Origin of the sequence: Demequina mangrovi, assembly GCF_000759715.1 — a bacterium.
GTDB classification, from domain to species: domain Bacteria; phylum Actinomycetota; class Actinomycetes; order Actinomycetales; family Demequinaceae; genus Demequina; species Demequina mangrovi.
Genome location: NZ_BBLU01000003.1, coordinates 120,298 through 141,822 on the forward strand (window position 1 = coordinate 120,298; position 21,525 = coordinate 141,822).

The 21,525-nt window shown below is 71.5% G+C and carries 14 protein-coding genes; 3 read left to right on the forward strand and 11 right to left on the reverse strand.

Features of this window, described 5'->3' with window-relative positions; genetic code table 11:
• From TR42_RS14970 to TR42_RS03925, 7 genes are all read right to left on the reverse strand, one after another.
• Nucleotides 1-441, reverse strand: a 441-nt coding sequence (locus TR42_RS14970) for a hypothetical protein (protein WP_201770770.1), incomplete at its 3' end; no start/stop codon positions are given.
• Between the two features lie 82 nt (nucleotides 442-523).
• Nucleotides 524-1,429 carry an oxygenase MpaB family protein gene (locus TR42_RS03900; RefSeq protein ID WP_042213248.1) on the reverse strand — a complete coding sequence of 302 codons (906 nt, stop codon included), beginning with the start codon at nucleotides 1,427-1,429 and terminating at the stop codon, nucleotides 524-526.
• A gap of 41 nt (nucleotides 1,430-1,470) precedes the next feature.
• A complete protein-coding gene (locus TR42_RS03905) occupies nucleotides 1,471-2,022 on the reverse strand; it encodes an isochorismatase family protein (protein WP_042213249.1) in 552 nt (183 codons plus the stop codon).
• A 63-nt stretch (nucleotides 2,023-2,085) separates the two neighbouring features.
• Nucleotides 2,086-2,961: a zinc metalloprotease HtpX gene (gene htpX, locus TR42_RS03910; RefSeq protein WP_042213251.1), complete on the reverse strand. Its 876-nt coding sequence runs from the start codon at nucleotides 2,959-2,961 to the stop codon at nucleotides 2,086-2,088.
• A 252-nt stretch (nucleotides 2,962-3,213) separates the two neighbouring features.
• Complete coding sequence (locus tag TR42_RS03915; RefSeq protein WP_042213253.1) at nucleotides 3,214-4,608, reverse strand: FAD-dependent oxidoreductase; 1,395 nt, start codon at nucleotides 4,606-4,608, stop codon at nucleotides 3,214-3,216.
• A gap of 206 nt (nucleotides 4,609-4,814) precedes the next feature.
• A complete protein-coding gene (locus TR42_RS03920; protein WP_222843183.1) occupies nucleotides 4,815-5,480 on the reverse strand; it encodes a DUF4125 family protein in 666 nt (221 codons plus the stop codon).
• A complete protein-coding gene (locus TR42_RS03925; RefSeq protein ID WP_074789259.1) occupies nucleotides 5,462-7,375 on the reverse strand; it encodes a DUF4037 domain-containing protein in 1,914 nt (637 codons plus the stop codon). Before TR42_RS03925 ends, TR42_RS03920 begins: the two co-directional genes overlap by 19 nt.
• 470 nt (nucleotides 7,376-7,845) lie before the next feature.
• Here TR42_RS03925 and TR42_RS03930 point away from each other — a divergent pair, with 470 nt between their 5' ends.
• Together TR42_RS03930 and TR42_RS03935 are read left to right on the forward strand one after the other, a co-directional pair.
• Complete coding sequence (locus tag TR42_RS03930) at nucleotides 7,846-9,534, forward strand: nitrite/sulfite reductase (RefSeq protein ID WP_042213448.1); 1,689 nt, start codon at nucleotides 7,846-7,848, stop codon at nucleotides 9,532-9,534.
• Entirely contained in the window at nucleotides 9,531-10,265 is a 735-nt protein-coding gene (locus tag TR42_RS03935; protein WP_052405567.1) for a phosphoadenylyl-sulfate reductase, read from the forward strand. The genes TR42_RS03930 and TR42_RS03935 overlap by 4 nt, the downstream gene beginning before the upstream one ends.
• A 60-nt stretch (nucleotides 10,266-10,325) precedes the next feature.
• On the opposite strand, the gene pulA is transcribed toward TR42_RS03935, so the two are convergent.
• On the reverse strand, nucleotides 10,326-16,112 hold the full coding sequence (gene pulA / locus TR42_RS03940; RefSeq protein ID WP_081953159.1) for a pullulanase-type alpha-1,6-glucosidase: 5,787 nt from the start codon (nucleotides 16,110-16,112) through the stop codon (nucleotides 10,326-10,328).
• Nucleotides 16,113-16,352: 240 nt separating this feature from the next.
• On the opposite strand from pulA, the gene rarD reads away from it, so the two are divergent.
• The gene (rarD, locus tag TR42_RS03945; protein ID WP_042213257.1) at nucleotides 16,353-17,306 is read left to right on the forward strand and encodes an EamA family transporter RarD; all 954 of its coding nucleotides are present in this window, start codon (nucleotides 16,353-16,355) and stop codon (nucleotides 17,304-17,306) included.
• 145 nt (nucleotides 17,307-17,451) lie between these two features.
• Here the strand turns inward: rarD and TR42_RS03950 are convergent, their stop codons facing one another.
• Genes TR42_RS03950 through TR42_RS03960 form a run of 3 tightly spaced genes read right to left on the reverse strand, consistent with a single transcriptional unit; the run spans nucleotide 17,452 to nucleotide 21,524 of the window.
• Complete coding sequence (locus tag TR42_RS03950; RefSeq protein ID WP_042213259.1) at nucleotides 17,452-18,450, reverse strand: polyprenyl synthetase family protein; 999 nt, start codon at nucleotides 18,448-18,450, stop codon at nucleotides 17,452-17,454.
• A 3-nt stretch (nucleotides 18,451-18,453) separates the two neighbouring features.
• Nucleotides 18,454-20,034: an NADH-quinone oxidoreductase subunit NuoN gene (gene nuoN / locus TR42_RS03955; protein WP_042213261.1), complete on the reverse strand. Its 1,581-nt coding sequence runs from the start codon at nucleotides 20,032-20,034 to the stop codon at nucleotides 18,454-18,456.
• Nucleotides 20,031-21,524 carry an NADH-quinone oxidoreductase subunit M gene (locus TR42_RS03960; RefSeq protein WP_042213263.1) on the reverse strand — a complete coding sequence of 498 codons (1,494 nt, stop codon included), beginning with the start codon at nucleotides 21,522-21,524 and terminating at the stop codon, nucleotides 20,031-20,033. The genes nuoN and TR42_RS03960 overlap by 4 nt, the downstream gene beginning before the upstream one ends.
• Nucleotide 21,525: the final 1 nt, after the last annotated feature.

The following is a 21,525-nucleotide window of genomic DNA, read 5'->3' on the forward strand; positions in this document are numbered from 1 at the left end:
GGTCACGAACATCGCACCTGCAGCATCGGCCCACCCGAGAACCTCGGACCCGTCGCCGAGCCCATCGCCGTCCGAGTCCGCGCGCGTCGGATCCGACACCCCCTCGAACACCGCCTCCACACCCGAGCCCGACACCACCGCACCGGCCTCCACCCCGTCGGCGAGACCATCACCATCGGTGTCCGCGACGTCGGGATCGGTGACGTGCACGGCACCTCCTGCGGTGTGCCAGCCCGAAGTCTCGACGCGATCCGTCAATCCGTCCCCGTCGGTGTCGGCGTCACGGTCGGAGGCGACCGTCCATCCGACGATGCCTACGAGGGCAACCACTGCGCACGATGCGGCCACAGTCCAGCCGAGACGACGCCTGTTCGGAGCCTGTTCCGGCGCAGCCTCAGCGGGCGAATCGCCTGGCAACTGGGGCTCCAACGGGTCATCCACGCGCCAAGTGTGCCGCACCCACCTACCCGCACTCCAGCACTTTCTGGCATCGATTGCCCCGACGGCGCGAGGCGCCGAGTCCTCAGAACCGCGAGCCGTGGCCGCCCTCACGTTCGGCGGCGCCCTCATGGGGCACCGGGCACCCGCCCGGGAACGTCCCGAGATCCTCGACGCGGTAGCCCTCGGGGTAGCTGCGGATCCACGGCAGGTCGGCCACGGCCGTCGGCTTCGAGTTCGCCGGCAGCAGCCCCGCGAGCCTGCCGCGCAGCCGCACGGCCCCGCGTGACAGTCCGCGCACCCCGCGCGACGGCTTCTCGTAGCGGAAGGCCTCGAGCAGCGCATCGTCCATGAGCGCGCGGCTGAAGGGCTCCATGAGCGCCTTCGGAACCCGTGGGTGGAACGTCAGCAGCAGCGCGAGGGTGGCGTCGGCGACGCGGCGGGCGCCCTCGTCGAAGGCGAAGCGCTCGGCCTCGTAGCCGTCCATGAGCGCCGCGAAGCCGTCGTAGGTCTCGGGGACGTCCGGGATGTTCATGTGCCGACCGAGCTCGCGGTAGTAGTGCACCGACGCCTCGAGCTCGCCCGCGGTGAAGGGCCGCTTGCCGTAGTCGTCCATCCATCGCTTGGGCACCACCACGAAGGTCGAGAGGACGTAGCGGAACTCGTGGTCGGGGATGTCGTAGGCGCGGTGCATCTGGTTGATGCGGCGGATCGCGGAGCGCGCCTCGGGATCCGTGAAGCCGAGCCGCGTCGGCGCCTCGAGCAGCAGCGCGGTGTCGTCGTAGCGCTTCTGGGTGCGCCCGGTGAACTCGCCGGTGCGGTCGAGGAGCCCGCCGATGCCCGGGACCGCGTACGTGCGGAAGAGCGCGAAGCTGAGCGCCTGGTTCATGTCCCACGGGAACTCGAGCATGACGAGGTTCCGGTAGATCTCGACGAAGTCGCTCGCCGGATCGAGCGACTCGTTCACGCGTTTCCAGTGATCGCGCCTCATGCCTCGCAACCTACGTCACACGAGGCGCGCTGTGAACGGGCTCATCCTCCGAACATGACCTGCGCGGCCTCGAGCACGCGTGCCTCCTTGCCAGGGGCGCTCTGGTAGCTCCAGTAGAGGTTGGTGTGCGCGATGACCTGCCGCGGCGGTGGTGCACCGTAGGAGGTGAGGTCGGCGGTGGTGTGGGCGTCCGAGACCAGCATCACGTCGTAGCCGCGCGCGAAGCCGCCGTGGATGGTCGAGCGCACGCAGGCATCGGACTGCGCCCCGCACACCACGAGGGCGCCGACGCCCGCCTTCGCGAGAACGGCCTCCAGGGACGTGCCCTCGAAGGCGTCGCCATGCTCCTTCGCCACCACCGCCTCGTCCGCTGTCGGCACCAGCGACGGCACGATGCGCCACCCGTCCTCCCCGACGGCACCGTCGAGCGTGTCCTGGATCCACACCACCGTCACGCCCGCCTGACGGGCGCGCGCCACCAGGTCGGCGATGCGCGCGGTCACGCCGTCGCGGTCCACCGCCGCCGCGACGACGTCGCGCTGCATGTCGACCACGATCAGCGCGGTCCCGTCCCTGCCTTCGAACGTGCTCATGCGCTCACGCTACGGCGGGCCACCGACATCGGCCACGGGCCCCAGAGGGCCGGCCGCACATCGTCAGCGCAGGTAGCCGCGCGAGCGGGCCATCTCCTCGAGGCGCGCGATGCGCTGGTCCATCGGCGGGTGCGTGGCGAACAGGTTCGCGAGGCCCTCGCCGCGGAAGGGGTTCGCGATCATCATGTGCGAGACGTTCTCGAGCTGCGGCGTGTCCTTGAGCGGACGGGCGCGCGTGCCGGTCTCGAGCTTGCGCAGCGCCGAGGCGAGCGCGAGCGGGTCGCCGGTGAGCGTCGCGCCGTCCTCGTCGGCGTCGTACTCGCGGGTGCGCGAGATCGCCATGCGGATGAGGCTCGCGGCGATCGGCGCGAGGATGAGCATCGCGAGCAGCCCGAAGATGCCCAGCGGGTTCTCGCGGTTGTTGCCGCCGCCCCCGAAGAAGAACATCATCTGCGCGACCGCGGTGATCATGCCGGCGAAGGCCGCCGCGACCGAGCCGATGAGGATGTCGCGGTTGTACACGTGCATGAGCTCGTGACCCAGCACGCCGCGCAGCTCGCGCTCGTCGAGCAGCTGGAGGATGCCCTCGGTGCAGCACACCGCGGAGTTCTGCGGGTTGCGACCGGTCGCGAACGCGTTGGGCGCGGCGGTCGGCGAGACATAGAGCTGCGGCATCGGCTGGTTGGCCTCGCGGCTGAGGTCGCGGACGATGCGGTACATCGCGGGCTGCTCGACCTCGGTGACGGGGCGCGCATGCATCGCGCGGATCGCCAGCGACGCGGAGTTCCAGTAGCCGAAGGCGGTCCCGAACACCGAGAACAGCGCGAACATCCACAGGTACTGGCCGCCGCCGATGAGCGAGCCGAGCGTGAGCATCACCACCCACAGCAGCACGAACAGACCGGTGGTCTTCAGCCCGTTGAAGTACTTCCTGCCCACGTGTCCTCCGTCTTCGCCTCGGTCGGAGAACGCGCGTCGGCGCGCGCCGGTTCCCCCCTGCGGGGAATCGTGCCACGGACCAGCGACACCCGGTGTCATTCGAGGCGCGAAGGCGTGGCGCGGCGACGCGCGCGGCTCCCCCGGACGGAGGTGCCCGGAGAGATGCGTGAGGCCGATGCGACGGTCTCAGCCGTCGCATCGGCCTCACGGTTCACTCCCGTCATTGGGAGTCGACCTCAGGGGGAGTCCACGTCAGGGCGAGACGTTGTGGACCGCGCGGCTCAGCGCGATCTCCGTCATCTCCTCGCGCGGGACCACCTTGATGCGCTCGCGACCGTGCGGCTCGCCGACCGCGCGCTCGTGCGTGTCGAGGATCTCCCAGTCGGCCCACTGGATCACCGGCACGCCGCGCTCCTTGAGCAGGCGCAGCACGTTGTCGGGGCTGAGCTGGGCCGGGGTGGCCTTGGTCTCGGCGTAGAGCGTCGGAGCGTCCTCGACGAGGTTCGCGATGGTCTCGCTCGCATCGGACTTGGTGTGGCCGATGAGGCCCACCGGGCCTCGCTTGATCCAGCCGGTGGCGTAGTAGCCCTGGAGGTGCTCGCCCGACTCGTCGACCACGCGGCCGCCCTCGTTGCGGATGGTGCCCTTCTCGCCGTTGAACGGGATGCCCTCGATCTCGGTGCCCCAGTAGCCCACCGCGCGGTACACGGCCTGAACCGGGTAGTCGATGAACTCGCCCGTGCCCTTGACCGAGCCGTCGCCCTGCAGCGCGGTGCGCTCCACGCGCACGCCGGCGACCTTGCCGTCCTCGCCGAGCACCTCGTGCGGGCTCTGGAGGAAGTGCAGGTGGATGCGGCGCGACGCGGTGCCGGGCTCCTTGAGCGCGTAGTCGGTGAGGGTCTTCACCACCTGCTTCTGCTGCTTGTTGGTCTCGGCGTACTCGAGCGAGGCCTCGTCGAACTCGTAGTCCGTCTCGGGGTACACGACGATGTCGACGTCGGGCACGTGGCCGAGCTCGCGCAGCTCGAGCGGCGAGAACTTCACCTGCGCGGGTCCGCGGCGCCCGAACACGTGGACGTCGGTCACGGGCGACGACGTGAGGCCGTCGACCACGTTGGCCGGGATCTCCGTCGGCATGAGGTCCTTGACGTGCTTGGCGAGGATGCGGGCGACGTCGAGCGCGACGTTGCCGACGCCGAAGATCGCGACCTCCTTCGCGTCGAGCGGCCACGTGCGCGGCACGTCGGGGTGGCCGTCGTACCAGGACACGAAGTCGGCGGCGCCGAAGGAGCCTTCAAGGTCGATACCAGGGATGTCGAGGTCGGCATCCTTGAACGAGCCGGTCGCGAAGATCACCGCGTCGTAGTGCTCGCGGAGCTCCTCGAGCGAGATGTCCTCGCCCACGTTGACGTTGGCCAGCAGGCGGATGTCGCCGCGGCCGATGACGTTCGCGAGCGCGACGATGATCTGCTTGATGCGCGGGTGGTCGGGGGCGACGCCGTAGCGCACGAGACCGAACGGGGCGGGCAGGCGCTCGATGATGTCGATCGACACGTTGAGGTCGGTCTTGGACAGGATGTCGGCGGCGTAGGTGCCGGCCGGTCCGGCGCCGATGATGGCGACACGGAGCGGGCGTTGGGTCGTCACAGGAACTCCTCGAGGTGCTGGCGAGCGGGTGCATCCGGGGAGGGGGACGAGGTCCGCCTCTCCCGGGCCCGGCGAACGGCACCAGAGTATAGACACGTCATCGCCGCGTCCCACCAGCCCCGATGCCCGGGTACCCCCAGGGGCATCGGCCCTGGTAGATGCCCTCCGGGGTATAGATCGACGCGCACGCGCGGACGATGCGGCGCCTACCGCCGGTGCGCCGCCTCGGCGGCGTCGAGACCCTCGTAGCCCGCGAGGATCACCGTGTAGGCGACGGTGCGCCACGTGAGGTTCTGGCCCGTCTCGACGAGCGAGTCGACCAGCGCCCGGTACAGCGCGAGCGTGCGGTCGGAGTACGTGGCGAGCTCGCCGCGCAGGTACGTCTCGAACGAGGTCGCGTCCCGCGTGTCCTCGGCGGTGGTGAGCACCCGCATGCCCGCCGCGAGCGCCGGGTACCGGCGATGGAAGTCGCGCGCCCACCCCAGCTGCGTCGTGATGAGCGCCTCGTGCGCCGCGATCCGCGCGTCGGGCAGCACGGGCAGATGGGGCGCGAGCTCGCGGGCGTAGCGCTCGGGGTCCGTGGGCTCCATCATGCGGGCGTACTTCTCGGTCAGCAGGTTGCGTCCCGCCGCCTCGGCCGCCTCCAGGTCGGCCAGGTACGAGTCGAGCAGCGGCATCGGCCAGGTCATGAACTGGCCGAGGCGCTGGACCTCGAACTCGGCGGGGTCGTCCTGGCACGCGGCGCGGCCGTCCTCGCCGCGCACGCGCTGGAACTGCGCCCACTCGAGCGCGACCACCTCGCGCGCCCGGTCGAGCCGCGCCGCGCGCTGGTCGTAGGTCTCGCCGGGGTGCGTCACAGCGCCCTCAGCCACGGGTCGGAGATGCGCGCGCCCAGCTGAGCGCGGTGCGCCTCGAGGAAGTCGCCGGTCTCGCGCGACAGGCCCTGGTCGCGCAGCTCGCGCACCACCTGGGCGCACACGTCGGCGATCGCGGCCTCGAGACCCTCGCGCGCCGGGCCCGCCCCCGCGCCGCCCTCCCCGAAGCCGGCGCCGCCCAGGCACGCCGCCGAGGCGAGCCGCACGGCGTCCGACAGACGCGCATGGACGCCCGGCAGACGCGTCGCGGGTCTGGCGGCGAGCGCGCGCAGCGCGGCGAAGCGCCACTTGTAGTACGGCAGGTAGCCCACGGCGGAGGGCCGGTTGAGCAGGAACACGGCGGACGATGCGGCGTCGACGAACTCGGCGACCGCGAGCCAGGCCGCCTCGCCGTCGCCCCGGGCGAGCATCCGCGGAACGTTGTACTGGCCCGCCTGCGCCATCATCCCGATCCGCCGCGACACGAGCGCGAGCCTCACGTCGTCGGGCATCCGCCGGAAGCCGTCGCGCACCCGCGAGAACGCCCCGAGCGGATCGCGGAACACCGCACCGTTGGTCGCCGCCGCGAGCGTCGCCTCGTCGAGCAGGAGCCACGCGTGCGGCGTCGCGGGCGCCTCGCGATGCCCAGTGAGCCCCTCGAAGAACTCCCCGATCTCGAAGACCCCGACCCGCCGGCCCCCGCCCGTGGCCCGCGCGGTCGCCGGGCTCGCCTCGTGCCCGCGATGCTCGCGCGGCAGGGCGTCGTAGTCGGCCTGGAGCGCCGCGCCGTGGGCCGCGTGATCCTCGGCCGTGAGCCACACGCAGAAGCCCGGACCCGAGTCGTGGTCGCGCGACAGCGCGTCGTCGAAGCCGTACCGGTCCGAGCCGTGCCCCACGAGCCCGACCGCGGCGCGCGCCAGCAGCGCGGGGTGACGCTCCTGCATCATCGGCAGCCCGACCTGCTCCCAGTACGAGCGCGCGAGCTCGAGCCCGGTGAGCGGCTCGGGCGCGGGACGCTCGGGAGCGGCAAGGGACGATGCGTCGGGAGCCTCCGGCGCCGACCCGGTCGGGGACGATGCCGCCAGCGCCGCGCGCGCCTCCGCGAGGTTCGCCGCGGTGACCGCGTGCGCGTCGGACCCGGTGCCGTAGCACTCGGCGACGATCGCGAGCGCGCGCTCGTACGCGTCGACCGCCTCGGCGAGCCTGCCCATGCGGAAGCACGCCTCGGCGTGGCCGGCGAGCGTCGCGGCCGCATGCGGATCGCCCTCGTGTCCGCCGCGGCGCAGGATCGCCATCGCTGCGCCCGCATGCGCGGCGGCCTCGTCGGGGAGCTCGAGCCGGAAGCACTCGAGCGCGAGGTTGGTGCGGGTGCCCGCGATGTCGAGGTCGGCTCCGGGATCCACGGTGGCCGCCTCGAGGATCGCGAGCGCGGCCTCGAGCTCGCGCCGCGCCCCCGCATGGTCGCCGCGGTCCGAGCGCAGCAGCGCGAGGTTGTTGCGCAGCGCGGCGAGCCGACGGTCGCGCGGCCCCATCGTCGCCTCGGCCTCCGCGAGCGCCCGGCCGTACGCGGCCTCCGCATCGTCCAGCCGCCCCGCCGCGCGACGCGCGGTCGCGATGTTGATCCACGTGGTCGCGGAGGCCTCGCTGCCGGCGAGCCGCAACGCCTCCAGCAGCGCCTCGGCCTCGCGGGCCGCCGCGAGCGCGTCCTCGTGCCTGCTCACCGAGCGGTGGAAGCCCATCGCCTCGTTGAGGACCGTGAGCTCGGCGCCACGGTCGCCCGCCTCGCGCGCCGCGGAGAGCGCCTCACGGATCAGCGGCTCGGCGTCGGTCGCGCCGCGGTGCTCGGCGAAGGCGCGGTCGAGCGCGCGGAGGAACCCCTCGACGTCGTACCCGGGTGCGCTGTCGGTCGTCATGCTCACGTCCTCGCGGCGACGGCACACGCGGCCGCCCTTGCGCCAGGGTAGGCACCGCATCGTCCCTGGCGCAGGGTCGAAGGACCCGCGGCCGTGCACACCCCCGGGGGCATACGCCCTGCTACCTGGGACCCTGGTCCCTGGCGCATCGGCCCCGAAAGGGTTCCCAGAGCGGCCGTTGATGTGACATCATCGCCGCCATGGCAATCGCGACGGACGTCCAGGCACGCAAGTGCTGCGTCTGCTGTGCCATGTGTCTGTCGGCCTAGCCGCCCACGGATAGAAGTTCTCATCCATCCGGGGCGCTCGGCCTGACGAGCGCAACCCTCGCCACGCCGTAGCTCCCCCTCCTGACCACCTCTGGAGCCGCTGTGAGCACCACGACCGAGCAGACCGGGGCGACGACCCCTGCCCCGCAGGCGCTGACGGACGCCGAGGAGCGCCGCCGCCAGCGCGAGGAGGCCCGCCTCATCCGCACCCGCGAGGCCGCCGCGCGCAAGAACACCGCATCCAAGGACGGCCAGTGGGCGGCGGGCGACCGCACCCCGCTCAACCCGAACGAGGAGTTCAAGGCGACCTCCGACCCGCTCGAGGTGCGCCACCGCATCGAGACGATGTACGCGAGGTGGGGCTTCTGGTCGATCCCCCCGAGCGACCTGCGCGGCCGCTTCCGCTGGTGGGGCCTGTACACGCAGCGCCGCCCCGGCATCGACGGCGGCAAGACCGCCGTGCTCGAGCCGCACCAGCTCGACGACGAGTACTTCATGCTCCGCGTCCGCTCCGACGGCGGCCAGCTGAGCGTCGCGCAGGCCCGCGCCATCGCCGGGATCTCGAAGGACTTCGGGCGCGACACCGCGGACGTCTCCGACCGTCAGAACATCCAGCTCCACTGGATCCGCATCGAGGACGTCCCCGAGATCTTCCGCCGCGTCGAGGAGGTGGGCCTGTTCACCACCGAGGCGTGCGGCGACAGCCCGCGTGTGATCCTCGGCTCCCCCGTCGCAGGAGTCGCGAAGGACGAGCTCATCGACCCGACCCCGCAGATCCAGGCGATCATCGAGCGCGGCATCGGCAACCCCGAGTTCTCCAACCTGCCGCGCAAGTTCAAGTCCGCGATCTCCGGCACGCGCATCCCGGACATCGTCCACGAGGTCCAGGACATCGCCTTCGTCGCGGTCGAGCACCCCGAGCTCGGGATCGGCTACGACCTCTGGGTGGGCGGCGGCCTCAGCATCAACCCGCACCTGGGCGTGCGGCTCGGCGCATTCGTCGAGCCGGCCAAGGTGCCGGACGTCTGGGCCGGCGTCATCGGCATCTTCCGCGACCACGGCTACCGCCGCCTGCGCACCCGCGCTCGCCTCAAGTTCCTGGTGAAGGCGTGGGGCGCGGAGAAGTTCCGCGAGGTGCTCGAGAACGACTACCTCGGCTGGAAGCTCCCCGACGGTCCGGGACCGGAGGTCGCCAAGCCGGGCGACCGCGGCGACCACGTCGGCATCCACGAGCAGAAGGACGGCCGGTACTACATCGGCGCCGCGCCCGTCGCGGGCCGCATCTCGGGCGAGAAGCTCGCCGCGATCGCGGACATCGCCGAGGCGGCCGGCTCGGACCGCATCCGCCTCACGCCGCTGCAGAAGATCCTCATCCTCGACGTGCCCGAGGACAAGGTGAGCGACGTGGTCAACGGCCTGCGCGCGCTCGAGCTCGAGGCCCAGCCCGGGGAGTTCGCGCGCAACGTCATGGCCTGCACCGGCATCGAGTACTGCAAGCTCGCGATCGTCGAGACCAAGGCGACGGCCCGCGAGGTGGTGAAGACGCTCGACGACGCCTTCCCCACCCTCGACTCCCCCATCACGGTGCACGTCAACGGCTGCCCGAACTCGTGCGCCCGCATCCAGGTCGCGGACATCGGATTCAAGGGCCAGCTGGTCCTCGACGAGGAGTCGGGCGAGCAGGTGCCCGGCTTCCAGGTCCACCTGGGCGGGCGTCTGGGACGCGGCGAGGACAACGACTTCGGCCGCAAGATCCGCGCGCACAAGGTCACCCAGCACGGCATGCCCGAGTACGTCGAGCGCGTCACCCGCAACTACCTCGAGACGCGCGCCGACGGCGAGCAGTTCGCGGACTGGGCCTTCAGAGTCGACGAGGAGCTGATCCGATGACCGCGCCAGGCCTCGGCGCCGCCTCCCTCACGCTGCTCAACCCGGCGGAGTGGAACGCGGAGACGTGCGCCGAGGTCAACGTGCGGCTCGTCACCGCGAGCGCCGCGCACATCGCCGAGTGGGCGGTCGCGACCTTCGGCAAGGGCCTCGCGATCGCCGCGTCGATGCAGGACACGATCCTGCCCCACATGTTCGGGACGAGGCTCGAGGGCGTCGACGTGCTGTTCCTCGAGACCGGCTACCACTTCGCGGAGACCGTGGCTACGCGCGACGCCGCCGCGGCGGCCTTCCCCGTGACCATCGTGAACGTGCTGCCCGAGCTCACGGTCGAGCAGCAGGACGCCGTGCACGGCAAGGACCTCTTCGCACGCGACCCCAACCTGTGCTGCCAGATGCGCAAGGTCGAGCCGCTGCGCAGGGCCCTGTCCGGCTACGACGCATGGGTCACCGGCGCGCGCCGCGTCGATGCGCTCACCCGCTCCGAGATGCCCGTCGTCTCGTGGGACGCGCGCCACGGCCTGGTGAAGATCAACCCGCTCGCGCTCTGGGACGATGCGGCGGTCGAGGCCTATCAGGAGGCGCACGGCCTGCCCCGCAACCCGCTGGTCGCGCAGGGCTACCCGAGCATCGGCTGCGCGCCGTGCACCCGTCAGGTCGAGGCCGGCGCGGACCCGCGCTCGGGCCGCTGGGCCGGCACCGGCAAGACGGAGTGCGGCATCCACGTCGGCTGAGCATCGGACGATGCGCGGCGCCCCGGGGGCGGACACGTCCCCCGAGGCGCCGCTGAGCCGTCAGCGCAGCGCGGGCTTGCCCGCTCCCTGGTGATCGCCGCGGTGACCCTTGCCGTGACCGGAGCCGTTGCCCTTGTCACCGCCCTTCGACTGGCCTTCGACCAGCACCGCGGCGGTGCGCGCCGGGATGGTGAGCGTGCCCGACTTGGCGGCGAACCGCGTCTCCTTCACCACCGGGTCGGAGCCCTTCGCGAGCGCCCGGGTCAGGGAGAACTTGCGCCCCTCGAGCTCGGGCAGGGTCTCGGTGATCGCGTCGGGCGAGGCGTTGAACACCACCAGCGCACCGGCGAGCCGCGGGTCGACGTCCTCACCCACGAGGTCGTCGATCAGCATGACGATGAGACCGGGGGTCGCATCGGCGCCTGAGCCCGGGAACGTCACCTTCTCCTGGATGAGCTCCGCGGAGCCCAGCCGCAGCAGCGGGACGTCGCTGCGTACCTCGAGCAGGTCGAGCGCCGCGGCCTTGGCCGTCGCGATGTCCTCGGCGCTCGGCTTGAGCGACTCGTCCGCGAGCAGCGGCGCCATGATCGACCACTTGCCCTCGTTGTCCGCGGCCGGCGGCAGTCCCGAGCCGAAGGTCGACTCCTGGCCCGTCCAGTCGATGCGGTTGAACCAGTCGCCCGAGTTGTAGCTGTTGCGGTCGAGCGACTTCGAGCGCAGCAGCTCGGTGCCCGCGTGCCAGAACGAGGGCGTCTGCGAGAAGGCCGTGGTCGCCAGCGACAACGTGTTCATCCGCACGCGGTCCGCCATGGACGTGTCCGTCGGCAGCTTGAGCACGCCGAGGTCGAACAGCGTCTCGTTGTCGTGCGCGTCGACGTAGGTGACCACCTCGTCGGGCTGGTCCGCGTAGCCGGCGGGCGAGCCGCGGTAGTCGAGCTCGTCGCCGCGCAGCACCTCCCCGGTCGACGCGAGCAGCTCGAACGCGCTGAGGTTGCCCGCGAGGCCCAGCTTCACCAGGTCCGTCTGGTGGGCGAGGTCCGCGAGCGCCTCCTCGTCCGTGCCGTTGATCGGGTCGCCGTTGGGGTCGGTGCCGAGCCCGGTGCCGAAGCCCTGCTGGAACGTCGACGAGCCGTCGACCGGGCTGCCGCCGTGGACGGCGTCGCGCAGGCGGTCGGAGAAGGTCCCGATGCCGGTGCCGCCCAGCTGACCCTGCGTGGCCTGGTCGAACAGCGCGTTGTCGGCGACCTCGCCGAAGTTCCAGCCCTCGCCGTAGAGATAGATCGCGGAGCCGTCGACGCCGTCGTCCTCGAGCGTGAGGGCGTCGAGCGCCGCGCGGACGTCGAGCATGTTCTGGCGCGAGTGGTGACCCATGAGGTCGAAGCGGAAACCGTCGACCTTGTAGTCCTTGGCCCACGTCACCACCGAGTCGACCATGAGCCGGCCGGCCATGGCGTTCTCGGTCGCGACGTTCTGGCAGCACGTCGAGGTCTCGATCGCGCCCGTGTCGCTCAGGCGCTGGTAGTAGCCCGGCACCACCTGGTCGAGCACCGACTTCTCACCCTGGCCCGACGCCGCGGTGTGGTTGAAGACCTGGTCGAGCACCACCTGAAGGCCGTCCTCATGCAGCGCACCGACCATGGACCGGAACTCCGCGACGCGTGCGCCGCCGTCCGCGTCCACCGCGTACGAGCCCTCGGGCACCGTGTAGTGGAACGGGTCGTAGCCCCAGTTGAAGCCGTCCTCGTCGGCCACCGCCATGACGCAGGCCTGCTGCTCATCGGAGTCGGGCGCGAAGGACGCGAGGTCGCAGTCGGGCTCGAGCTGCGCGGCCCGGTCCTCCTCGATGGTCGCGAGGTCGAAGGACGGCAGCAGGTGCACCGTGGTGATGCCGGCCTTCGCGAGCTGACGCAGCTGCGCTCGTCCCGCGCCGTCCTCGGTGAACGCGAGGTACGTGCCGCGCTTCTCCTCGGAGACCTGCTCGTCGCCGATCGAGAAGTCGCGGATGTGGAGCTCGTAGATGGTCTGGTCGACCGCGCGCTCGACGACGGGCGAGGGGGTGTCCTCCCACGCCTCCGGGCGCCACGCCGGGTCGTCGAGGTCGATCGCGACCGAGCGCTGCGAGTTGAGCGTGAGCGCGACCGAGTACGGATCGGTCACCTGGTTGGTCTCGATCTCGCCCGTGCTCGGCGCGTAGACCGCGACCTCCCACAGGTACTCGGCTCCCGCGAGCGCATCGTCCGCGACGGACCAGATGCCGGTCGCCTCATCGAAGGTCGCCGGGTGGCGCGCCGGGTCGCCGGTCGCGCCCGGCTCCCAGGTGAGCAGCGTCGCCTCCTGCGCGGTGGGCGCCCAGACGCTCAGGGCCGGCCCGCCGTCGGCGAAGACCGCGCCGAGGTCCGTGCCCGCGGCCGCCTCGGCGTAGAGATCGTCGAGCACGCCCGCGATCTGGACGCCGGTGAAGGCCGTGAGCGCATCGTCCCCGGTCTGCGCGACGGCGACCTGCCCGCGCAGCATCTGCTGCACGTCCTCGCGGGACGCGTCGAGGCGCAGCGCGATGTAGCCGTCGAGCGCCCGGAAGCGCTCGAGCTGCTCGTCGGTGAGCCCCTCGGGCACCACCGTGAGGTCGTAGGCGTCGCCGCCGGTGACGGCGCCGTCCGCGATCGCGAGCGCCGCATCGGACGAGGCGTAGAGCCGGAACGCGTCGCCGTCGCCCAGGTCGGCGGGCCAGGCGAGCGTGTCCTGGTCGATCCAGTACGCGCGCGACTCGCCGGAGCCCGCGAGCGGCGGGTTCGCCACCTCGATGTCGAGCACATGCGTCGCGAGCGTGTACCGGAAGGTCACCATCTCGCCATCGTCGGTGGAGAAGGACATGTTCGCGCCGCCGGGCACGCCGTCCTGACCGTAGTTCTCGTCCCAGCCGAGGCCGTGCGCGACCTTGATCTCGTACGCGCCCGCGGGGATGCCCGTGGTGGCGAAGGTGTAGACGCCGTCCTTGTCGCCGTCGGCCATGAGGCTGAGCAGGCAGTCGGGCTGCCAGTCGCCGGGGCACCCGATCTCGTCCTGATAGCTGCCGGGCAGGGTGACGATGGGCCCCTCGGCGGTCGACTGCGCGATGCTGCTGCGCGCGTCGAAGTAGAAGGTGATCTCGCCACCGTCGTGCGTGATCGCGATGTTCGGGCCGTCCTGAACGCCGTTCGCGCCGAAGTTGAGGGCCCACGAGCCGTCGATCGCGATCTTGTACTCGTAGTCGCCCGCAGGAACGTCGAACGTCCCGGTCCAGATCCCGGCAGGCCCCTCGGTGAGCATCGCCGCCTCGCAGGCCTCGGCCCAGTCGCTCGCGCAGCCCATCTCTGAGTTGAGCGATCCCGCCACGGTGACCGAGTCGTACGTGACCTCGGGCTCCTCCTCCGCGACGATCGCGACGGAGTGGCCGACCGAGGCGTACGTCGAGGCCGCGGAGACCTGCCCGGCGGCGTCGACGGAGACCGCCCGGTACTCGATCAGCGTGCCGTCGGCGAGGCCCTCGACGTCGTGGAACACGCGCGGCGTCGCGGTCTCGGCGGTGCCGAGCGCGTGCCACTCGGCGCCGCCCACGACGCGCCACGCGAAGCTCGTCTCGCGCCAGGCGCCGTCGGCCTCGGCGCTGACCGGCTGCTGCCCGGCGGCCTCCGCGCCCGCGCTCGGCACAGTCACGGTCAGCTCGGCGGCCTCAGCCGGCGCGCTCACCTCCGCGTCCGCGCGCAGCACCACGGCGCCCAGGGCGGGCACGGTCACGGTGGCCGCCCCGGCATCGTCCGCCGTCACCGACGCCGACGTGCCGTGGAGCCCGGTGAACGTCGCGCCCGAGGTAAGCGTCGGGATGTCGACGGTGAGGTCCGCGCCCGTGTTGTTGAGCGCGACGAGGTGCTCGACTCGCTCGTCGGGGTCGACGCGCGAGAAGGCGTAGATGCCCGCACCGTCGGAGACGTAGCGCTCGATCTGCGCGCCGGTGGCGAGCGCGGGGTAGGCCTCGCGCAGCGCGGACAGCTCGGCGATCTGCTCGTAGACCGGCGCGTCGGTGTCGTAGCGGTCGACGCTGCCGACGGTCTCCCCGGTGAGGAGCGCCTGGTCCGTGTACTCGGTCACCTGCGACGCGAACAGCGACTGGCGGGCGCTCTTGTCGTTGCCCGGGTCGGCGCCGACGAAGCCCTGCTCGTCTCCGTAGTAGACCACCGGCTGGCCGCGGCCGAGGAACATCAGCTCGTTGGCGAGCATCGTCCGCTCGAGCGGGGCGTCGGTGTTGCGCATGAAGTAGCCGACGCGACCCATGTCGTGGTTGCCCAGGAACGTGGGGAGCGCCGTCGCGGAGCTGTCGGGGGTCGTGTAGCGGTCGTCGCCCGCGTACAGCGTGCTCAGCCCCTTGGCGGAGTTGCCGCTCGCGAAGCTCACAGCCGAGGACTGGAAGGTGAAGTCGAGCACCGAGCTCATGTCGGTGTCGCGGATGTACGGCGCGAGCTTGACCGGGTCCGCGTCGTAGACCTCGCCGAACATGAAGAAGTCGGGCTTGCCGTTGGCCTGCGCGTACGCGAGGACCTCCTCGCTCCACTGCTCCCAGAACTCGAAGTTCACGTGCTTGGCGGTGTCGATGCGGAAGCCGTCGATGCCGAGGTCGATCCAGCCCTGGTAGACGTCGATGAAGCCGTCGACCACGGTCGGGTGCTCGGTCATGAGGTCGTCGAGGCCCACGAAGTCGCCGTAGGTGACCGACTCGCCCGTCCAGGTCGAGTCACCGCGGTTGTGATAGAGCGTCGTGTCGTTGAGCCAGGACGGGACCTTGAGGCCGGCGTCCTCGGCGGCGACCACCGGCGTGTAAGGGAACGAGGTCGCGGGGTCGAGGTCGGGGAAGGTCCCGGTGCCCGCGTAGTCGGCGGGATCGAACGGGTCGCCGGCCGCGGTCAGGTACGGCTGGTCGGCCTGCTCGATGTACGAGTACTCGCCCTCCTCGTAGTCGATGACGTCCGCGGTGTGGTTGGTGATGATGTCGAAGTAGACCTTGATGCCCCGGTCGTGGGCGTCGGCGATGAGGGCCTCGAGCTCCTCGTTGGTGCCGAGGTGCGGGTCGATCTGCGTGAAGTCGGTGACCCAGTAGCCGTGATAGCCGGCGCTCGCGTCCGCCCCGGTGCCCTGCACGGGACGGTTCTTGAACGACGGGGTGAGCCAGATCGCCGTCGTACCCAGCCCCTCGATGTAGTCGAGGTTCGCGGCGAGACCGGCGAGGTCGCCGCCGTTGTAGAAGCCCTTGTCCGTGGGGTCGAAGCCGGTGGTGAGGCTGTCGCCTGTGAGCCCGCCCTCGTCGTTCGAGGTGTCGCCGTTGGCGAAGCGGTCGGTCATGACGAAGTAGAACTGCTCGTCGGAGCCCGCCTGCCGCACGGGATCGGCGATGAGCGCATCGTCCTCGGCCGTGTAGCCCGCGCCGATGGACAGCACCTCGAGGCCCACCCGCTTGGCCGCGTCGTCGAACAGGAAGCGCAGCGTCGCGGCGTTGGGCAGCGCGAGCGGGATGTTCGCCGCGCCGCCGTCGAGGCCGTAGGACTCGGCCCAGTCGTCGTCGACCGCGACCTTGTACTCGTAGGTGCCCGCGGGGACGTCGAACTCGGCGGCGTAGAGGTCCGGGGTACCGGTGGGGGCGAGCTCGGTCTCGACGCACTCGGGCTGCCAGTCGCCGGGGCACCCGAGCTCATCCTGAAGGTCGCCGACGAGCGCGAAGGTGCGATCCGCGGCGGCGGAGGGTGCGGCGACGCCGGTGAGGGCCGCGAACGCGACGGTGAGGGTGAGGAGCAAGAGGGCGGCCGTGCTGCGCACAGGCATGGGCTTGGACAAGGAGACTCCCAGGTTCGGGGCCACGACGTTGTGGCCTGGTCACGACGGTGTGATGCTGAGCGGTCCAACTGTCCGCGAGCGTATCGACGGATGTAAGCGCTTGCAACCGGAAATGCGTGAAATCTCCTGTCGACTTCGCGGGACGCACCGCGCGGGCGGGCCCGGCAGGGGCCACTCGCGTCCGGCTGGCCCTCCTGGGCAGGTGCCAGCCGGTGGCAGAATCTCCTGGTGACCCCTTCCTCCCTCGACCGCCGCGGCCTGGCCTACGGCGCATCGGCCTACTTCATCTGGGGCCTGTTCCCCATCTTCATGGCCGCGCTGGAGCCCGCCGGCGCGTTCGAGATCGTCGCGTGGCGCGCGATCTCGTCGCTGGTGGTGTGCCTCGCGATCGTCGCGGTGATCCGCGGCTGGTCGCGGATCATGGCGGTGGTGAGCGACCGGAAGGTGATGCTGCGGCTCGTCGCGGCGTCGCTGCTCATCGCGGTCAACTGGGGTGTCATGGTCTACGCCGTGGTGACCGATCGCGTCGCCTCGACCTCGCTCGGGTACTACATCAACCCGCTGCTCACGGTCGCGCTCGGGGTGGTGTTCCTGCGCGAGCGCCTGAGGCGGCTCCAGCTGGTCGCGATCGGCGTCGCGGCGCTCGCCGTCGTGGTGCTCGCGGTCGACATGGGCGGGCTGCCGTGGATCTCGCTGGTGCTCGCGACCTCGTTCGGGCTGTACTCGTTCATCAAGAAGGCCGTCGGCCACAAGGTCGACGCGCTCACCGGGCTGACCGTGGAGACCGCGATCCAGCTGCCGCTGGCGATCGTGGTGCTGGTGCTGGTGGCGCGCGCCGGGGATCAGACGCTCTTCGCGCGGGGCGAGCCAGGGCTGGGCGTGTGGCACGACGTCATGCTGCTCGGCACCGGCACGTGGACCGCGGGCGCGCTCATCGTGTTCGCCGCCGGAGCGCGCCGCCTGCCGCTCAACATCTCGGGCCTGCTCCAGTACATCGCGCCGACCATGACGTTCGCGCTGGCCGTCTGGTACTTCCACGAGCCGATGCCTCCCGCGCGCTGGGCAGGCTTCGCGCTCGTATGGGTGGCGCTGGTGCTCATCACGACGGACTCGTGGCGGGCGCGGTCACGGGTGAAGGACCCGCAGGCGGCCGAGTCGGGGGCGGTCACCGAGCCGGTCTGACCGCCCCGCAGGCACTCTCGGCGACCGTCAGCGCCCCATGGCGCGCATCGAGCCCTGGAAACCGACCGCCAGCGCCCCATTCCGGGAAGAGCGGAGCGGGGTGAGGGACGGGACGGGCTGGGCCAGGGTGTGAGCGGCGGGCGATTCAGGCCGCGCGGGCGACCAGGGCGTCCGCGAAGGTCCGGAGCGCTCCCGCGGCGTCGCCCTCGGGCAGGTCCGCGATCGCGTCCTTGGCCTTGAGCGCCCACGACTGAGCTAGCGCCGCGGTCTCGTCGACCACGGCATGCGCCGCGAGCCGCTCGACCACCGAGCCGAGCGCCTCGTCGGAGGACAGGTCGCCGTCGATGTCGGCGAGCAGCGCCGTGTCCTCAGCCGTCGCAGAACCGGACGCCACCAGGCGCCTGAGCAGCAGCACCGGCATGGTCGGCACGCCCTCGCGGAGGTCCGTCCCCGGGGTCTTGCCGGTGGTGGCCGCGTCGGAGCGGACGTCGATGACGTCGTCGGCGAGCTGGAAGGCCACGCCCGCGGCCTCGCCGTACTCGGTCACCTGACGGACGATGCTGGTCGGGCAGCCGCCGAACATCGCGCCGAGCCGCGCCGAGGTCGCGATGAGCGAGCCGGTCTTGTCCGCGAGCACCTGGAGGTAGAACGCGGTGGCGTCGTCGCCCTCGGCCGGGCCGACCGTCTCGTGCAGCTGGCCCAGGCACAGGCGCTCGAAGGTCTCGGCCTGGATTCGGACGGCCTCGGGGCCCAGTCCCGCGACCACGCGCGAGGCGCGGGCGAAGAGCAGGTCGCCGGTGAGGATCGCGACCGAGTTGCCCCACACCTCGTGGGCCGAGGGGGCGCCGCGCCGGGTGGGCGCGGAGTCCATGACGTCGTCGTGATAGAGCGTCGCGAGGTGCGTGAGCTCGACCACCACGGCCGCGTCGAGCACCTCGGGCCGCGCGCCGTCGCCCAGCTGGGCGCACAGCAGCGCGAGCACGGGGCGCAGGCGCTTGCCGCCGGCGTCGACCAGGTGCCGCGAGGTCGCGTCCGCGAGCTTGTCCGACTGCGCGACGGCGTCGCGCAGCCTCTCCTCGACGAGCGCGAGACGGGGCAGCAGCTCCGCCTCGAGCGCGTCGTTACCGATCGCGAGTGAAGCCATGCGTCAGCCCGCCGCCCCCAGGAGCAGCACGCCGGCGTTCTCGAACGCCGAGAGCACGGGCCCGGGCACGATGCCGAGCAGGATCACGAGCGCCGCCGTCACGAGCACCACGATGCGCGCGTACGGGCTGAACTCGATCTCGACCGCATCCTCCTGGCCCTCGGGCACGTCGGTGAGGAACATCAGCACGATGAGGCGGACGTAGAAGAACGCCGCGGCGGCCGACGCGATGACCGCGATCAGCACGAGCGGCCACGCGCCCTCGGACACGGCCGCGGCGAAGGCCACGAACTTGCCGATGAAGCCCGCGGTCAGCGGGATGCCCGCGAAGGACAGCAGGAACAGCGCCATCGCGCCCGCGAGCAGCGGCGAGCGGCGGCCGAGGCCGGCCCACTGGCCGAGGCGGGTCGCCTCGCCGAGCACGGCGCCGTCCTCGGCCTTTTCGCGCACCTGCGAGATGACCGCGAAGGCGCCCATGGTCGCGAGGCCGTAGGACGCGAGGTAGAACGGCAGCGCCGAGAGCGCCCCGTCGGGGAAGCCCGCGAAGGCCACGAGGATGAAGCCCGCGTGCGCGACCGACGAGTAGGCGAGCATGCGCTTGAGGTCGGTCTGCACCAGGGCGACCACGGTGCCGAGCAGCATCGACGCGATCGCGACGATCCAGATGAGCCACGACAGCTCCCACTCGAGGCCGTAGAAGGCCTCGTAGACCACGCGCAGCAGCGCGGCGGTCGCGGCGGCCTTGGTCGCGGCGCCCATGAAGGCGGTGACCGGGGTCGGCGCACCCTGGTAGGCATCCGGCGTCCACGAGTGGAACGGCACGGCGCCGATCTTGAACAGCAGGCCCACGATCACCATGACCGCGCCCGCGAGGATGAGCGGGTCGACGCCCGCCGCGGTCGCGATGCCGGCGGAGATGCCCGCGTACGCGGTGGTGCCGGTCGCGCCGTAGAGGAAGGCCGCGCCGAACAGCAGGATCGCCGAGGAGAAGGCGCCGAGCAGGAAGTACTTGAGCGCGCCCTCGTGCGAGAGGAAGCGGCGGCGGCGCGCGAGCGCGACGAGGATGTACAGCGGCAGCGAGAACACCTCGAGCGCGACGAACAGGAAGATGAGGTCCGTCACGGCGGTGAAGAGCATCATGCCGCCCACCGCGAAGAGCGCGAGCGGGAAGACCTCGGTCACCTGGAAGCCCTTGCGGCGCGCGAGGGTCTCCTCGGTCGAGCCGGGCGCGACCGAGCCGAGCGGCGTGAACGCCTCCTCGCCCGCGCGGGTGCGCGAGGCGAACAGCAGCGTGCCCAGCACGCCGAAGACCAGGATGAGCACCTGCCACGCGAGCGCCTGGCGGTCGACGGTCACCATGTCGGCGAGCACCACGGTGCCCGCGCCGTCGAGCGTCGCCCACTGCACCACGGCGGTGCCGGCGGCCGCGAGGAGCGCGACGAGCGACAGCAGCAGCTGCACCGCCCGGCGGCGCTCGGGTGCGCGCACGAAGGACTCGACCAGGATCGCGGCAGCGGCCGCACCGAGCACGATCATGAGGGGCGCGAGCGGCGCCCAGGCGATCTCGGGGGTCGTGAAGGTCACTGACCTGCCTCCTCAACGGGGACGGTGGCGACGATGTCCGCCGCGGGGTCGCTCAGGGTGTCGATCGCGATGCCCGGCAGGAAGCCGAGCACCAGCATGAGCGCGATGAGCGGCCACAGCACCACGCGCTCGCGGCGCGTGAGCTCGCGGAACGATGCGCGCGCCTCGGGCACCGGGCCCGTGAACACCTTCTGGTAGGTCAGCAGCACGTAGAGCGCCGCGAGCACCACGCCGAAGGTCGACACGATCACGGCAGCCTTGGCCACCGAGAAGGCGCCGACGAGCACCATGATCTCGGAGATGAACGGCGACAGGCCGGGCAGCGCGAGGGCGCTCAGGCCGATCACGAGGAACGTTCCCGCGAAGACCGGGACCACCCGCTGGAGCCCGCCGTACTCGGTGACGTCCGCGGTGCCGCGACGGTGGATGAGGAAGCCCACCGCGAAGAACAGCGCACCCGTCGAGAGGCCGTGGTTGAACATGTAGAGCGCGGCGCCCTCGACCGAGGTCTGCGTGAAGGCGAAGATGCCGAGCACCATGATGCCGAAGTGGCTCACCGAGGTGAACGAGACCAGGCGGAGCATGTTCCGCTGTCCGATCGCGAGCAGTCCGCCGTAGACGACCGAGATCACCGCGAAGACGATGATGACGGGCGCGGCCCACGCGGCCGCCTCCGGGAACAGCGCGACGCAGAGCGTCAGCATGCCGAAGGTGCCGATCTTGTCGAGCACAGCGACCAGCAGCGCGGTGGTGCCGGGGCGCGCGTTCTCCGCGACCGTGGGCAGCCACGTGTGGACCGGAACCATCGGCGCCTTGATCGCGAAGGCGAAGAAGAACGCGAGGAAGATCAGCCGCTCGGTCGAGGTCGACATCGACAGGTCGGTGAGGTTGTCCGTGAGGAACGCCTCGTCGCCGCCCGGGCCCTGGAAGTACAGGGCCACCACGCCGGCGAGCATGATGAGGCCGCCGACCAGCGAGTAGAGCAGGAACTTCACCGCGGCGTAGCGGCGCTGCGCGCCGCCGAACGAGCCGATGAGGAAGTACAGCGGGATGAGCATCGCCTCGAACAGCACGTAGAAGAGGAAGACGTCGCGGGCGGCGAAGATGCCGACCATGAACGCCTCGCTCAGCAGGATGAGCGCGAGGTAGCGCGTGCGGCGGTCCGCGTCGCGGTCCTCCCACCAGCCCGCGAGGACCGCGAGCGGGGTGAGGATCGCGGCGAGCACGACCATGAGCAGGCCGATGCCGTTGACGCCGAGCGCCCAGCTCGCTCCGATCTGCGGGATCCACGAGTAGGTCTCGGAGAACTGGATGTCCCCCGCGGCGGCCGTGTCGAACTGCACGAACAGCGCGACGGCGAGCGCGAGCTCGAGCACCGTGATGCCGAGCGCGATCTCGCGCACCCGCTCACGCGCGCCCGACGGCAGCGCCCACAGCACGGCGGCGCCCACAGCAGGGAGCGCCACCATGACGGTCAGGATCGGGAACATG

Excerpts from the sequence above, each read along its gene's own strand:
- TR42_RS03900 (WP_042213248.1), bottom strand. The coding sequence starts at position 1,429 with ATGAGGCGCGATCACTGGAAACGCGTGAACGAGTCGCTCGATCCGGCG.
- TR42_RS03905 (WP_042213249.1), bottom strand. The coding sequence starts at position 2,022 with ATGAGCACGTTCGAAGGCAGGGACGGGACCGCGCTGATCGTGGTCGAC.
- TR42_RS03925 (WP_074789259.1), bottom strand. The coding sequence starts at position 7,375 with ATGACGACCGACAGCGCACCCGGGTACGACGTCGAGGGGTTCCTCCGC.
- TR42_RS03935 (WP_052405567.1), top strand. The coding sequence starts at position 9,531 with ATGACCGCGCCAGGCCTCGGCGCCGCCTCCCTCACGCTGCTCAACCCG.
- pulA (WP_081953159.1), bottom strand. The coding sequence starts at position 16,112 with ATGCCTGTGCGCAGCACGGCCGCCCTCTTGCTCCTCACCCTCACCGTC.
- TR42_RS03950 (WP_042213259.1), bottom strand. The coding sequence starts at position 18,450 with ATGGCTTCACTCGCGATCGGTAACGACGCGCTCGAGGCGGAGCTGCTG.
- TR42_RS03960 (WP_042213263.1), bottom strand. The coding sequence starts at position 21,524 with ATGTTCCCGATCCTGACCGTCATGGTGGCGCTCCCTGCTGTGGGCGCC.